Source organism: Pseudoalteromonas phenolica, from assembly GCF_005876835.1.
Taxonomy (GTDB): domain Bacteria; phylum Pseudomonadota; class Gammaproteobacteria; order Enterobacterales; family Alteromonadaceae; genus Pseudoalteromonas; species Pseudoalteromonas phenolica_B.
This window is the reverse complement of the sequence record NZ_PPSW01000007.1, coordinates 256,157-271,715: the sequence shown is the minus strand read 5'-3', so window position 1 is coordinate 271,715 and position 15,559 is coordinate 256,157. Positions and strand designations below refer to the sequence as shown.

Below are 15,559 nucleotides of genomic sequence, written 5' to 3'. Positions count from 1 at the left end.
ACTTGTTTACATCAGGATTGAGTATAGGAGGTGATCTAATTTTTTATAAATTGATTAAATAGATTCATATGTTCAAAAAAACAATGAAGAGATCATGTCATATTTGGCATAAGAAATACGCTCAACTGGCTTTACTGTGTTTAGGCCAATTTATCAAAAATTGGCAAAAAGCTTGTTGAGGAATCGGCTTTGACCAGAAATAGCCTTGACCATATCGACAGCCTAGTTGCACTAAAATATTGGCAGTGCTCTTATCTTCGATACCCTCAGCAATATTCTCAATACCAATTGCATGGCTCATTTTCAATATGGCATCAACTAAGTGGTATTGATTTCTTTCATGCATCATATTTTTGATAAAGGATTGATCAATCTTTAGAGTCGAAGCATTAAACTTAGTTAAGTAATTTAAGTTCGAATAACCAGTACCAAAATCATCAATAGAAATCGAAATACCCTGGGAGACCATTTGGTGAATTTGTGCCTGTATGTTTTTCTCGTCTTCAATGAATAGTGACTCAGTGATTTCAATGTCTAGGTATGAGGGGTCGAGCTTTTGTTGTTTTAAGGTTTTTAATACTAAACTGCCAAAATTACCTTTTTTAAACTGTTCCGCTGAGGCATTGACTGACACTCCAAGCTGATTAAAGCCGAGTTGATGCCAAGTAAGACAATCTTTAGCGGCTTGTTTTACTACCCAGATCCCTATTTCATTAATTAATCCAGATGCCTCTGCGACAGGAATGAAAATGGAAGAAGGAATTAATGTATCATCTGGTAAACGCCAGCGGATCAGCGCTTCTACCCCTGCAATGGAATTGCTACTCAGTTCAATTTTGGGTTGATAGTAGAGCTCAAACTCTTGCTGTTCAATGGCACGTTTTAATCCTGCTAGCATAGCCAGTCTCGCTTTGCTTTGTTGTTCCATCTCTAAATCAAAAAATGCGTATTGGTTATGACCCATTTGCACTGCTTTAGTTAGTGCAGTGTGTGCTCTGCGTAATAGCGCATCATAGTGATTACCATCATGAGGGGCTATTGCAATGCCAATGCAGGCCGATACTTCTACCTCGTACTGTTCGACGTAATTGCTAAAAAAAGTAGTTTGCAATGCTTGGTGGGCAAAAGCTTCTATATCGTGGTAATCGGTTTCATCAATAAAAATAAAAAATTGATTGTTGGAGCTGTGAAAAATTTTGGCGTTATCTTCAGACAATGTATTTAGTCGTTGTGCAATCATGTTGATTAACTTGTCACCTATATCAAACCCCAAAGAGGCATTAATGGAGTTTAAGTTATTTAAGGTGAGCACCATTAATGCACTAAGTTGTTCTGCCTGATGGTGACGGTAGATACGCCCTTGGACATATTGTGCACAGGCTATTTCATTGGGCAATAGAGTTAATCTATTAGTCAGTGCTTTTCGCTGAGTACGAGTTTTATTTCTGAGTGAATTCACATGCATTTTGACTAGTCTTTCGAGCAGCCTATCAATGTCTTTCGTTAATAAGTAAACCACAGAAGCGAACACAAGCAGCACTAGGGCCATGTTGTGCGCTTTACGCCAATCGGCGAACTCAGCCAGTGGAGAGGCCAATAACCCTATGTACTCAGCATAGGCTAAACAGTATATGCTGAGCACCATAAATGTGGTTGTAGAGATGATAAGTAGGCGGCTGTTAAGCATGGCACAAAATACAAGAATACATGGATAGGCAAGTAAACTGGTGTCGTAGAGCCCTTCAATATTCCACGCAAAAAAGAATGCCAGTAAGGTCAAAGTCCATATAAAAATACCAGACACTACAGGCAAGGTATCTTCACAGACAAACCAGTGTAAAAATAAAAAGATCCCGAATGCGACGACAAGTGTGTAAGCGTAGCCTTGTTGATAAATTAGAATGTTGAGGATAAAGAACAGTGCCAAAGAAAGGCTGATCAGAAGAATAAATGACTTTAAACGCTTCACCTTGTCCGTCGCAATTTGACCAAGAATACTGCTGTAGTCAACACTTTCTCGTCTATTCATATTTGCGCTCTAAAGTTTTAGTGGGAGTCGCAAAAGCCAGCGTTCTTCCTCCCCTTGTTTTAGACTCAGGTTTAATGGCATACATGGCTTTATCGGCTAAGTGGATGAGCTCCGGCTTATGGCTTGTGTCATACGGGTAAAAAGCAGCACCAATACAAAGGCCTACCTGTACATTAGCTTGGTGCGAGATAAGTGTATAAGGCTTAACGATCCTTGTTGTGAGTTGTTCACAGAACAATTCAAAATCAGCTTTGTTAGTGTTTTCTAATACGACGACAAACTCATCGCCTCCCCATCGACACGCTATCCCATTACTCGGGGTGAGCTGTTTTAACTGATTCGCCACGAATATCAGCACTTCGTCACCGGCATCATGACCATAGATATCATTCACCTGTTTAAAGCCATTGAGATCCATCAAGGCAAAGACGAAAGGTGTTTTATCTTTTATGAGTTGATCAATTCTTTTCTCACCAGCATGGCGGTTAGTCATATTGGTTAGGGCGTCATAATCGGCTCGTCGGCTTAATTTATCGAGCTCGTCACGTTTTTTAGATACATCATTGAGTGTGATTTGATAATACGATTTTAAATCATCTGTAATGATGCTAGAAACAACCACTTGTAACCAGATGGTTTTATTTTGCTCTTTAAATTTTAGTCGATGCTCACCTATGGCGATTTCATCATTCAAAAATGCACTATTTACAGAGCGAGTCACTAATTCAGGCGTTTCAAATAGCTCACTGAGTATCGGTCCATAGTTTTTCTTTATGGGTTGCTCTATTCGTTCTATCAAAGACTTAAAAGCTTTGTTGGTGAGAAGAATATTGCCTCTTGGTTCCATTAAAATGATGGGAGCGACGGAGTTTTCGAATAACAACCTGAAACGTTTTTCTAAAAGCTCAATTTCAGAGCGTAATAATCGCTCTTGAGAGATCTGCTCTTCTGCCTTTTCTAATAGTAGGTTGATGTCTTCAACTAAATTACCTAACTCGCTTTTGTCGTGAAAGACAGGCTTTTTTAAACGTCTTGCTGTGCCTGGATTCAGTGAGTGCAGACGATTTGCAATAATAAGAATAGGCTTAGTGATGAAGTAAAATGCAATAAAAATAGCAATGGCAGTGACAACGAATGCTTGTATCAGCAAAGAGTTGGATAAGAAGCTTGCCGCATTTTGTGAATCCTCTTCTATATAGTCTAAATTGTGCTGAACTTTGATCGTACCTAACGATTCAGAAGGTACAAAAGGTGAATAAACCATGAACTCTGTTTGTTTTTCAGGCTCAACTTTAAAAGCTTTACTTTGTATTGAAAATAGCTCTGATTCAAACGATGCAGCTAAGATTGCTTGGTTGTTACTAAGGCCGTTAATCACTTCTTTTGCTAGTTCTTGATCACCTAAATAGGCCGCAATATTGGCCGTAGGTGCAACGACCTCATAAAGTTGCTCAATGCTGGCCTGGGTTTTATCTAGGTTTTTTTGATACGCCAGTTTAAAAAAAACCTGAGAAGAAATAAAACCGACAAACACGGCAGCAAAGCTAATTGATATTGCGAGCCTGAGTAATAAGCCACTCTTATTCATATAACTCCAAGATGACTTTTACTTTTTGTTTTTGTTTTTGTTGTTTAGTTAACGCATCGCTAAATACATAACCAATGGCATTGGGGTTTTCGGCTATAAAGTTTAAAACCATCTGCTCGTCAGCATATGTTTCTGGAGGGGTAGCTCTACCGGTAAAACGAACTCTAGACCAATACGCATTTACTCTCGATAAAGGCATATTCACGAGCCTTTTGTAGAAAGTTGATTTCAATCCCTCTGGTGTGAGTGTATCTAATGGTTGAGCGGATTGATTGTCAGGGAAAGCAACATATCGGCCCATATATAAGTCAATTAACTGCTTTTTTGACAAGGAGTCTGTAGCATTGTCGGCATGCACAACGATAGAAATAGGCTTAGCCACGGCTGTATTCATTAAGCTGTATGCAAGTATTAGGGTGAGGCAGATAATCAACTTTTTCATAGCTAAAAAGTAAAACTCACACTAAAAAATAGGGTGGTAAAAGACTCTTTCGGTGCCAAGGTATTCATACCCTGATATGACCACAGTGCCCCCCCTTGAGCTTCAATATTAGTGTGATCAATCTGTAACTTAAGGGCAATATTGTCTTTCACGTCGTATCTGACACCGAGAGAATGGGTTTGTTGATTAGGGCTGAATACACGAAATGACTCGTTAACCGCTAGAATAATCTCCTCTACTTGGTTTGGTAAAAATCGTTGAATATTGACCGCATCGTTAAACTCACTGGGATCGGATTCTACGATCGCAAAGGTGTAAAATAGCTGCCCTTTATCAAAATTGTAGGTCGTACTGATATAGCCGCTACTGACAGCAGAAACCACTGATGAATCGCTGTGAAGATGGGCAAACTCTGTTAAAAAAGTCAGTGGTCCTAAGTTATATTTTAGCCCTGCAGAGCTAAAATATGCTTTTTTATTAATTAACGAAAAGTCGTTAATAAAAGCTGCTTTATCCGGCCAAATTACGTCAGGTATCTGTTGTAAGCCACCAATAATACTTGCCATGGTCGAAATGTTGTTTTTGGTGCGAGCTTGAGTGTGTTTAAGAGACAGGGTCCAGTCGAATTGACTGAGTTCGAAGGACACACCTAAAACATCATCAATTTTTAGTTCTACATTTTCATTATCAAGGGCAATGTGACTCGAAGATTGACCGCCAAACAGCTTGATACGGTAATCTAAATCATTATGGCTTTTAAAATAGGTAAAATCGGCTCCGTCTAAATTGCGGTATGGGAGTAAAGCATAGACTTCAGTGGGGACTTTTGCCCACGGATAAGCAAAGCCAATATCTCTGTATTCTGTAAGTAAGTATAGGTCAAGTTGTGTTCGACCAACTCTGAGCTCCCAGTCAGGAGCTGGTTTGTATCTCAAAAAAGCTAAACTAAGCGCGTTGTCTAAAGTGACCTTTTTTTGCCCGCGATAAATTAACTGGGTGACGAGGTCGAAATCTCGAAATAAAGATATGTCAGCTTGAATGCCTAAAGAACTAATGGCGCTAAAGTCTAAACTATCTTCAAAGTTGTCATTATCTCGTGAGATATCAGTTCTAAAGCGATAGGTGTCAGAATTGGAATGGACGGCTCCTATGTTGCCAAAGCCGCTGATGGTTGCACGCTCAGCACAAATACCAAAAAAGCTTGATAGACATAATAAAGCGTACAGAAATCGCAACATCTAACATCTCACCGATAATTTATATAAACGCAGTAAATAAATTATAGCGGATGTTTGGCTTTTCGAAATGAAATGAGTAAGTTTTCAGCGCCTTGTGTGGCTTAAATCAAAAAAGGAGCCAATTGGCTCCTTTTAAATGCATTGTGTGATGATTACTTGTTCACAATTGCGTTGTGATAGATGTTTTGTACATCATCACAATCTTCTAGCATGTTCATGAATTTTTCAAAGTTAGCTAGGTCGTCTTCGTCTGTGATCTCAACATGTGTTTGTGGTACAAAGGTGATTTCATCTACTTCAAAGTTGATGCCTTCGAATGCTTCTGTTAATGCTGTTTTCGCTTTGAAGTATTCAGTGTGTGGCGCGAATACAGATACTTTGCCGTCTTCAACTTCAACGTCAGTTACATCAACATCAGCCATCATTAATGCTTCAAGTACCACTTCATCATCGTCGCCATCAAAGCCAAGGATTGCTTGGTGATCGAACATGTGTGCAACACAACCTGGGCTACCGATTTTCGAATCTGTTTTTGTGAATGGCAGACGTACATCTTTGATAGTACGATTCGGGTTATCTGTTAAACAGTCAACGATAACCATACAGTTACCCGGGCCGTAACCTTCGTAACGTGCTGGAGAATAGTCTTCACCTGCACCGCCCGCTGCTTTCTCAACGGCTTTGTCGATAACGTGAGCTGGTACTTGGTCTTTTTTCGCTTTTTCGATTAGACGACGTAAAGATAGGTTTGTTTCAGGATCTGCACCGCCGTTTTTAGCTACAACGTAGATTTCCTTACCGTATTTAGAGTTAACTTTGGTTTTTGCCGCCGCCGTTTTTGCCATGGCGTTTTTGCGGACTTCAAATGCTCTGCCCATCTTAATTCTCGTGTTATGAATTTAAAAAATTGCCAAGATTCTAGCAAGACTCAAGGCTTTGAGCTAGAGGGCAGCGAGAATAGCGGCATATTTTTAAAAACCAAACGTTACGGAAGGACTAATTTAGTCAATTGCGAAAAGTGCTCTATTGTATGCGTCGCTGTATCCGCGTAGTCAGGGCGCGCATCAATAATATATAAACAACTGTCCATTTGCGCATTGTCTGCAGCCTGAATATCAAATAAAAAGTCGCCAACATAAATACACTGCGAAGGGTTTACTTGCCAGCTGTCAGTAACTTGCAGTAATGCGGTTGGATCAGGTTTTGCGGGGGCATCGTCCCGGGTGAGTACAATGTCGAACCTAAGCCCGGTTTTAGCCAGTTTCAGTTGTGCCGCATGTTGGCAGTTACGCGTTACAACCGCCATTTTGATGTTTTGCTCTGCCAGCGCTGCAAGACACTCTACAACACCCGGCATTAGCACTGCTGATTCAGCATCTTGGTATTCATGGCTTAAGACAATATCCATGGCAGCTTGAGCTTCAACCTCAGGCAGCTGTTCAATATAGGTTAATAAATCTGTGTGTTCAGTACATCCGATTTCAGCGCGAATATGTTTAAAGTTTAAAGAGGAGCTTACTAACGTGTTGTCTAAATCAAAGATAACACCTTGGTAGTTAGCATTTACTGCAGTTTGAGTCATAAAAGAGAGTGGTCTTAGTGAGCGTATTTTGAGTATATACGAAAAGATTAAAAGGTTGGATTAGAGTCGTTATTGTGGGAAATACTGTTTAGTAAAAAGCAGAGCGTGGGCTCTGCTTCTAAGCGATTACTTATCAAAATGAACGGTGAGCCAGTTGTCTTCACCATCAAAATGTAAGGTTTTTACTTTGCCTTTACCTTCGAAGTTGACCATGTTGACTTGATCTGCCCAAACGTCTCTTAGTGCACCGTGTTGCATTCTCAACGCGCTGAAATTTGCTGGGATCTGCGTTTCTTGATAAACCCAAAAAAACTTTCCATCAACTTCTTGACCGACTAAAGAAAGCTTGAGAGGTGTTTTATCTGCTAACTGTAAAGCCACTTTACGATTTACATATTGTGCAAATTCGGCTCTATCTTTAGCGTGCTTAAACAGATCGGCATGACCGCCTATCAAAGTCTCTACAGCATGTTCAGTATCGTGCAGATAAAAGCGATGCATGAGCTCAAGATTACCCGTACGCTCATTGATCAATACGGTTGTCATTGCAGCTTTTAACTGGTGAGCGGTGACTTGACCGCTCAACAGTAAAAGTAAGCTGGCAGCAAGCCAAGCCCTCATGGATTAATCCTTCTTCTCTTTTTCGTCATTGTCATCTTTTTTCAACTCAGTTTTGATGTCGTGCATGATATCACGACGCACTTTGGCTGAGCTCTTCTTACGCTTATACACTTCTAAGCGTGAAGGAATGATCTGACGCGGGTAATGGTTGTTCTCAATGTCGACATCGGCAGTTTCCCAGCGAGGGTCAACCACAATAGACTTTAAAGGCTTGTCTTTGTCTGTGATGATTAACTTACTCACTTTATTCGGGCTACGACGCCAAATCTCAGCCGGTAGCATACGCTCTTCCGTCGAACCGTCTTGATACGTCAGTTCAAGAATGATTGGCATTACCAAGCCACCTAGGTTGCTGAACTCCATGACATAATAGTTTTTGTCTTCTTCAACCGCTCTATCAAGGGCTTTACGCTCCCAAGGCTTAAGCTTTTTCAAGAAGCTTTGATACGCATTTCGCTCTTTGTTGGTCACCGTAAAGCGGTCATTGTCATCGTAGAAGTCTGACACGTCTTTGTTTTTATCAATCCAAAGCTCGCTGCCTTCCTCTTGGTTACGCTTGTTGAACAGTGACATAGGCTTGCTCTGCTCGAACTCACGTAAACGTGCATAGTCAATGTCTGGGTTCTTAGTATCAATACGTAACTGATAAACCTTGTCTAGTGAGATATCAACATGATCTGTGGTATAGAACCAGCCACGCCAGAACCAGTCTAAATCGACACCAGATGCTTCTTCCATAGTCCTAAAGAAATCAGCTGGGGTTGGACGTTTGTATTTCCAGCGCTGCGAGTATTCTTTAAACGCGAAGTCGAATAGTTCACGACCTAAAATCACTTCTCGAAGAATATTTAGTGCTGCTGCAGGTTTAGTATAAGCATTCGGACCTAGATTTAATACGCTGTCAGACTGCGTCATAATCGGCACTTGGTTTTGAGACTTCATATAAGGCACGATGTCACGCGGCTCTACGCCCCAAGGAATGTTTGGATCCCATTCACGGCCAGCTACGCCATCTAAGAAGCTGTTAAGGCCTTCATCCATCCAAGTCCATTGACGCTCATCTGAGTTAACGATCATTGGGAAGTAAATATGACCAATTTCGTGGATCACAACGCCAATTAAGAAACGCTTCTCAGCTTGTGAGTAAGTGCGTGAGCCATCATCTCTTAGTTCTGTACGCGGACCATTGAAGGTGATCATTGGGTATTCCATACCGCCTACAGGGCCGTTTACTGACTGAGCAACTGGATATGGATAATCAAATGAGAAGCGAGAGTACACTTCCATGGTATGGATCACAGACTCTGTTGAGTATTTTTTCCAAAGATCACCGCCCTCTTTCGGGAAGAAAGACATCGCCATTACAAGTGGCTGTTCTTTACCACCTTGTTGATAGCCTTTGGCATCCCACATAAACTTACGAGAGGATGCCCATGCAAAATCGCGTACATTTTCAGCTTCGAAATGCCAAGTTTTGGTTTTGTCTGTGCCTGCTTTTTCGTTTTCAATCGCTTCTTCTTCAGTCACAAGAAACACAGGGCGTTTTGCAGTTTCTGCTTCTTTCAAGCGCTTTAGTTGTGTTTTTGTCAGTACCTTTTTAGCGTTTTTCAGCTCACCTGTCGATGAAACAATGTGGTCTGCAGGTACGGTGATCTCTACATCATAATCACCAAATTCCAGTGTGAACTCACCACGACCTAAAAACGCTTTGTTTGTCCAAGCTTCATAGTCAGTAAAAGCGGTAAGACGCGGGAACCATTGCGCCAGTAAGAAAATATCGTTGCCATCTTCTTCAAAGTGTTCATAACCCGAGCGCGCGCCAACCGCATCCTCTTCAACAATGTTAAAGGCAAAATCAAGGCTAAACTCTGTCGACTTGCCTGGCTTTAATGGCTCGTTTAAATCGATACGCATCATAGTATCGACAATAGTGACCTTGAGTGGCTTACCGTCTTCGTCTTTGACATCACTGATCACAAAACCCAGTTCAGTGTCGTCTATAAACTGTTGGCGACGAAGTTGGTTTAAGCTGATTTTTGCTGGTTTTGCTGCAGGATTACTTTGCAGGCTATTTTTAAATGTAGCGCTTCGCTCAGCAAGTGAGTCTTGCTTAAAAATATTTTGGTCTAGTTGCATCCAAAGATATTTTAGCGTGTAAGGTGAATTGTTTTTGTATTCGATACTTTGCTCAGCGGTTAAACGGCGCTGTTTTTCGTCTAATACAACGTCTATGTCATAATCGACTTTTTGTTGCCAGTAACGTTCACCTGGCTCACCTGCTGCGTTACGGTAGACGTTTGGTGTTGGCAGTACTTCGTCTAATTGACGAAACTTATCTACAAAGTTGCCTTTTGTTTGCTCAACAGCACTAGCAACCGCTAAGCTCGATGCCATAAGCGGTATGCACAGTGACAAGGCACTGGTTATTTTTTTCATTATATTTTCCTAGCTACCCAAGATATGGTTGTTCAGCACTTATCTATTCTTTGTAAGTTTGTGAACGAAAGAATGTTTTGCACTTTAATAGTCGCATAACGCATTGAGCGTCGCAAAAGCATCAAGAAAATGCAATTAAATTGAGATAAAGTAACATTTTAATGTTTTTTAGTGACTTTTTGTACGTTTTGTTCCACTAAAGTACAAGTTCGAAATTCATCGATATCAACGAAAATATGAGCAGAAAACAACAGCAGCTAATTCATCTTACGTTTATTTTGGTGGTTTATGCTGGGTATTAACAAATTTGATCAAAAAACCTTAGTTTGGCTGTTGATATTTACTGCGAATTATTTTTAAATTCGCGCTCTTTGATTTTTGAGCAAATAGTTACGTTAAAAAGTTGGCGTTAGTTTTGCTCTGTATAGTGTACCCGTTTACAGTAAAATGTGGTGAGCAATATGGATTTCTACATCCTGAAAAAGCAAGACAAGCTGGTGGCTATTCCGGCTGATGAACAAAATTGCAAACAGTATTTAGAAGATGGCTACTTTTATGTTGATAAAGTTGCTGCTTGTAACGAAAAGTCCGCACTAGAAGTGTTGCAAAGCAAACAAACAAAAGTGTTTAAAACACCGGTTTTGTTGTTTTTGCTGGCTTTGCCTGTTATTGCCTTTATTTGGTGGCAAATTACCCGTTAAACAAATACTTAAAGCGGTGTTATAGTAGCGTTTCAATGCGAAAGGGGCGCTACATGAAAGTATTACACACCTCTGATTGGCATTTAGGCCAACAGTTTTACGAACATCACCGTGTTCAAGAGCATCAGTATTTTCTTGATTGGTTGGTGACAACATTACAACAACAGGCGATTGACCTATTGCTTGTTGCCGGTGATATCTATCATACAGCAACCCCTCCCTCTTCTGCTGAACAACAACTTTACCAATTCATAAAGCAAGTCAAACAGGCATGTCCTGAATTGCATATCGTCATTATTGCAGGTAACCACGACTCTGCGAATCGCATTGAGACCGCTAAACCTCTTTTAAAACAATTTGATACGCATGTTATTGGCCGATATGACAAAGCAGACCCAGCAACTTGTTTAGTGAATATTGAAACTGAAAAGGGTAAGGCACAAGTGGTTGCAATGCCTTTCTTACGCCCTGCTGATGTCACGCTAGATACACAAAATAATAAAGCCTATCAGCAAGGTGTGGCGCAGGCTTACCAGTCTGTGGTTGAACTGTGTGAAGAGAGCACCGCTCCTATTATTGTTATGGGCCACCTGCACGCCAAAGGCGGTACCATTAGTGAAGACTCAGAGAGAAACATAAGCATCGGCGGTTTTGATGCGGTAACAGCTGAGGTGTTTACCGACAAGGCTGATTACGTTGCGCTTGGTCATCTTCACAAAGCCCAAGTAGTAGCAAAGTGCGACGCAAAGCGATATTGCGGTACGCCTATGCCGATGTCATTTTCAGAAAAAAATTATCAACACCAAGTTTTGGTGTGCGAATTTAATGGAAAAACATGTGAAAGCGTAAACCCCCTTTACACACCAAGGCTTAGACAACTGATAGTACTTCCTAAAAAAGGTGGGGCGGATCTCGCTGTACTTTGTAATGAAATCGAAAAGCTAGATTTATCGTCACACGAAGCAAGTCCTTACCTTCGCTTACGACTTAATGCCAGCGAGACCGATAGCCAGTTTAGGGAGAAGATATCATCAAGCCTAAAAGACAAAGACATTTTGTTTTGTGGTATTGAACGTGTTCAAGATGTGCAAAAGCATGAAGATGAAGTGATTTTCCAAGATTTAGGTCAAGTCGAAAAATTAAACCCACTCGATTTGCTAGACATGGTTTTTAAGCAGCAGGTCGATTCAGAGCAGGACTTACCCGCAAATTTAGCTGATTGTTTAGCCGAGGTATTAAATGACATGGAAGAGGAGCAAAACGCGTGAAATTACTTAAAATAACAATCACAAATTTAGCCTCCATTACCCACGCTGATATTGATTTTGAAAAAGCGCCCTTAGAGCAAGCCGGATTATTTGCCATTACTGGTGACACAGGCGCTGGTAAAAGCACCCTGTTAGATGCTATTTGTTTAGCCCTCTATGCAAAAACAGCCCGTTTAAAAAATGACTTAAAAAACACGGTGTCGTTTAATGGTGATGACATTAAATTAAACGACCCAAGAAACCTACTTCGTAGAGGCTGCGCTGAGGGCTCTGCTGAAGTGACTTTTTTAGGTCAAGATGGTGATCGCTATTTAGCAAAATGGTCTGTTGCCCGAGCACGTAAAAAAATCTCAGGTAAACTCAAGACACCAGAGCACGAGATTATTCGCCTCAGTGACGAAACCTTGTTGGCCCATAAAAGCGCGGCGGTTAAAGCGGTCGAGCAATTAATCGGTCTTAGCTTTGAGCAATTTACCCGTACTGTATTACTCGCTCAGCATGAGTTTGCCGCATTTTTGAAAGCCAGTAGCGATGAACGCGCACAACTTTTAGAGTGTTTGACTGCGACCGATAAATTTAGTCGTATTGGCCAGCTGATCTTTGAAAAACATAAAGAAAAAAAAGCAGAACTCGAGCGATTAAAAGATAGCTTGAGTGCCTATGTGTTATTAACTGATGAGCAACTTGAGCAATTAACCCTTGATGCAAACACGCACAAGCAGCAGTTAGATGAATTAAGAGCACAACAAGCTCAGCACAAATCGTCATTGCAATGGCTAACAGAGTCAGCCCAATTGCGAACTCAATTAGCGCAAACAGAGCAGGCTATTCAAGAAACAGAAGCGAAACTGACAGAAAAAGCACATAGTTATAATGAAGCAGAGCAAGCACAAGCCGCTTTTGAGATTGCCGATAATCGTCAGCAATGGACGGTGACAAAAAACAATTTAAGTGCACTCGAGTTAAAGCAAGGCGAGCTTAAAACAAAAGACTTTGCTGAGCAAATCCAGCAAGCAAAAGACGCGTCGAATAAGGCGTTTGATGCGCTACAACAAACCGAAGTCTATGTGACAGAGCAGCAAAGTGTTCTGCTTGAGGTCAGGCAACTTGATACTAAAATCGCGAATGCTGACTCAGTATTACAGCAGGTCTTAAAGCAACAGAGTGAGGTTAAGCAACAGCAGGCTAAGCTTTCAATAGAACAGCAAAATACCAATACGCAATTACAACAAGTACAGCAACAAAGTCACGAATTAGAGTCGCTATTAACTTCCAATAACAGCTTACAGACTACAGTTGAAAACTGGTCTCACCTCAAAGGCTTGTTAGATGACATCATAGATAAACAATCTCAGTCTCAACGTGCGCGCGCTGCATTGCAACATGCGCAAAAGCAGCATCAAGAAAACACCCAACAAGCAGAGCCGCTCAAGTCTGGGTTATCACAATTGCAAACACAATTGATTTCGGGGCAATCGTCAATTGATGTACTCCAGCAGCAAGTTGAACAGTTAAACATCGATGATTTGCAATTAGCGACTCAGCGGCTGCAACACGTGATTGCTTTGATGCAGAATATTTCAGATATTAGTGCGGAGCAGTTACAACAACAATCTTCAATGGCAAGTAACTTCCAAAAGAAACAAGCCATTGAAGTGCAAATGGCAGATACTGAGCAACAAAAAGAGCTAAGTAAACAACGGGTACAAGTGACTCGAGATAGCCTAACGCAAGTTCAACTCCGTGCAAGCGAGAGCATTAGCGCATTACGTGCAGAACTAAAACCTGGTCATGAATGTATGGTGTGTGGCTCAAAAGAGCATCCCTACGCGGTTGACCATATTGATAGCCATTGGGCAAACTTACTAAATGACTTTGCCACTCAACATAAACAGGCTGAGCAAGCTTACGAACAAGCGATGCAACGTAGCCAAGTTCACTTAACTGAATTTGAAAAAGTGAACGCTAGATATCAAGAAAGCAAACTACAACATCAGCGTTTAACGAGTAAAGTATCTGAGTTTCAAGGGCAACTTGAACAGTTTAGCGAATACCAAGGGTGGTCGCTGCAGCAATGTTTAGATCATCAACAAATGCTTGTACAGCAGCAACAGCATTTCACAGGTCTTCAGTCGCAATTGCAAAAAGCGTGGCACACTCAACAGGAACAGCAAAAGTTGTTTGAGCAACAACAAGCGCAGTTAAATGCCATTACACAGCAAGCCACTGAGCTTTCTCATCAGATTGAACAACAGCAAAATACACTTACTCAACTTTCGCAAGAAATAAACCGTGCGCAACAAAAAGCGTGTGATTATTATGCCGATGAAATATGGTGGGCGCAGTTTGAAAGTGCCCCACAAGATGCTTTGGCCTCTTTAACAAAAGCGGTTGATGAGTTTAAAAATAATAAAGAGAAACTCGCTCAGCTTCAGCAATCTCAACAAGCATTAACTTTGCAGTTGAATCATTTACAAGAATCAGCTGTGAATGTTTCAGAGCAGTTAAACGCTATTAACAGCACAGTTGAAAATGCGCGCTCAGAGAAGTTGAGTTTTGAGCAAGCAAGGTTTGAGCGTTTACCACAAGAGATCACCGCTGATGAATGGCAAGAAAAGTGTCAGGCACAATTAAAAGCAAGGCAACATGATTTAAATGCTTGCTCTGAACAATTGAAGCAGATCTTGCAGGCTGAAAAAGATAAAGAAAAAGATCTGACCAATATAGCTGAGCAGATCGAGATTTTACTAACTCAAAAAACCGCACTTGAGTCGCGCTTTGAACAATGGCTCAATGAAAAGTCACAGATCTATGCTGACTTGAATGAAGAGCTAGTTTCTTACTTACTCACGCTTCCAAAAGCGGACATTCAGCAAACCTTGTCTGAGTTTAAACAGTTGTCGCACGGCAAAGTAGAGCTATCAGGCAAGTTAAGTCATTTAAAAGAGAGCTTGCATACGCATTTAGCGAAAGCGCTGACCGAGCTAACTGAGCAACAAATTAATGAGCAGTTAGTAATTTTAGAGTCTCAGTTTCAACAAACGCAACAATACTGGCTGAGTGTGAACACGCAGCTTGAACAACATCACAAAAATGTTGAAAAATTGGCAACTGAGCAGCAAAAGCTCAATACGCTTCAGGCTAAGTATGAACATTGGCACTTGCTTGATAAATTACTCGGTGATGCCACGGGTAAAAAGCTGCGAAATATTGCGCAAACTCAGACATTAAAAATCTTGCTGCAATATGCCAACCAACACTTAGCGAGTTTGTCTAAGCGCTATCGCCTGACCGTGATAGGGCACTCTTTGAATATTGCTATCATTGATAAAGATATGGCCGATGAGCAGCGCTCTGTGAATACGCTTTCTGGTGGTGAGTCTTTCTTAGTTTCTCTTGCTTTGGCGTTAGGATTAGCTTCACTTTCTTCAAACAAAGTAAACATTGGTTCGCTATTCATTGATGAAGGTTTTGGCACGTTAGACCCTGAAACCTTGAGTGTGGCGCTAGATGCTTTAGATGCCCTACAAGCACAGGGCAGAAAAGTGGGTGTCATTTCACACGTAAGTGAAATGTCAGAACGCGTTGCCACGCAAGTACAAGTTAAAAAACAGCCCGGCGGTTATTCGAACGTATTAATAAAAGGTGCTTAAT

At 41.1% G+C, this 15,559-nt stretch carries 11 protein-coding genes; 3 read left to right on the top strand and 8 right to left on the bottom strand.

The window, feature by feature from the left end; translation table 11 throughout:
* Positions 1-121: 121 nt before the first annotated feature.
* From C1E24_RS04980 to C1E24_RS04945, 8 genes are all read right to left on the bottom strand, one after another.
* Positions 122-2,029, bottom strand: coding sequence for a putative bifunctional diguanylate cyclase/phosphodiesterase (locus C1E24_RS04980; protein WP_138479305.1), 1,908 nt, complete (start codon positions 2,027-2,029; stop codon positions 122-124).
* Positions 2,022-3,617: a GGDEF domain-containing protein gene (locus C1E24_RS04975; protein ID WP_138479303.1), complete on the bottom strand. Its 1,596-nt coding sequence runs from the start codon at positions 3,615-3,617 to the stop codon at positions 2,022-2,024. Before C1E24_RS04975 ends, C1E24_RS04980 begins: the two co-directional genes overlap by 8 nt.
* Positions 3,610-4,011, bottom strand: a complete 402-nt coding sequence (locus tag C1E24_RS04970; RefSeq protein ID WP_138479301.1) for a hypothetical protein — start codon at positions 4,009-4,011, stop codon at positions 3,610-3,612. Before C1E24_RS04970 ends, C1E24_RS04975 begins: the two co-directional genes overlap by 8 nt.
* Before the next feature lie 50 nt (positions 4,012-4,061).
* On the bottom strand, positions 4,062-5,297 hold the full coding sequence (locus tag C1E24_RS04965) for a hypothetical protein (protein ID WP_138479299.1): 1,236 nt from the start codon (positions 5,295-5,297) through the stop codon (positions 4,062-4,064).
* 152 nt (positions 5,298-5,449) lie between these two features.
* Positions 5,450-6,175, bottom strand: coding sequence for a YebC/PmpR family DNA-binding transcriptional regulator (locus C1E24_RS04960; protein WP_138479297.1), 726 nt, complete (start codon positions 6,173-6,175; stop codon positions 5,450-5,452).
* 107 nt (positions 6,176-6,282) lie between these two features.
* Complete coding sequence (locus C1E24_RS04955; protein ID WP_138479295.1) at positions 6,283-6,879, bottom strand: HAD family hydrolase; 597 nt, start codon at positions 6,877-6,879, stop codon at positions 6,283-6,285.
* Positions 6,880-7,005: 126 nt separating this feature from the next.
* On the bottom strand, positions 7,006-7,500 hold the full coding sequence (locus C1E24_RS04950; RefSeq protein ID WP_138479293.1) for a DUF6702 family protein: 495 nt from the start codon (positions 7,498-7,500) through the stop codon (positions 7,006-7,008).
* A gap of 3 nt (positions 7,501-7,503) precedes the next feature.
* On the bottom strand, positions 7,504-9,936 hold the full coding sequence (locus C1E24_RS04945) for a M1 family metallopeptidase (protein ID WP_138479291.1): 2,433 nt from the start codon (positions 9,934-9,936) through the stop codon (positions 7,504-7,506).
* A 461-nt stretch (positions 9,937-10,397) separates the two neighbouring features.
* Between C1E24_RS04945 and C1E24_RS04940 the strand changes: the two genes are divergently transcribed.
* From C1E24_RS04940 to C1E24_RS04930, 3 genes are read left to right on the top strand one after another with little or no spacing between them, the layout of a single operon-like run.
* Positions 10,398-10,637, top strand: a complete 240-nt coding sequence (locus C1E24_RS04940) for a hypothetical protein (RefSeq protein ID WP_138479289.1) — start codon at positions 10,398-10,400, stop codon at positions 10,635-10,637.
* A gap of 53 nt (positions 10,638-10,690) precedes the next feature.
* Complete coding sequence (gene sbcD, locus C1E24_RS04935) at positions 10,691-11,905, top strand: exonuclease subunit SbcD (protein WP_138479287.1); 1,215 nt, start codon at positions 10,691-10,693, stop codon at positions 11,903-11,905.
* Positions 11,902-15,558, top strand: a complete 3,657-nt coding sequence (locus C1E24_RS04930; RefSeq protein ID WP_138479285.1) for an AAA family ATPase — start codon at positions 11,902-11,904, stop codon at positions 15,556-15,558. The genes sbcD and C1E24_RS04930 overlap by 4 nt, the downstream gene beginning before the upstream one ends.
* Position 15,559 lies beyond the last annotated feature (1 nt).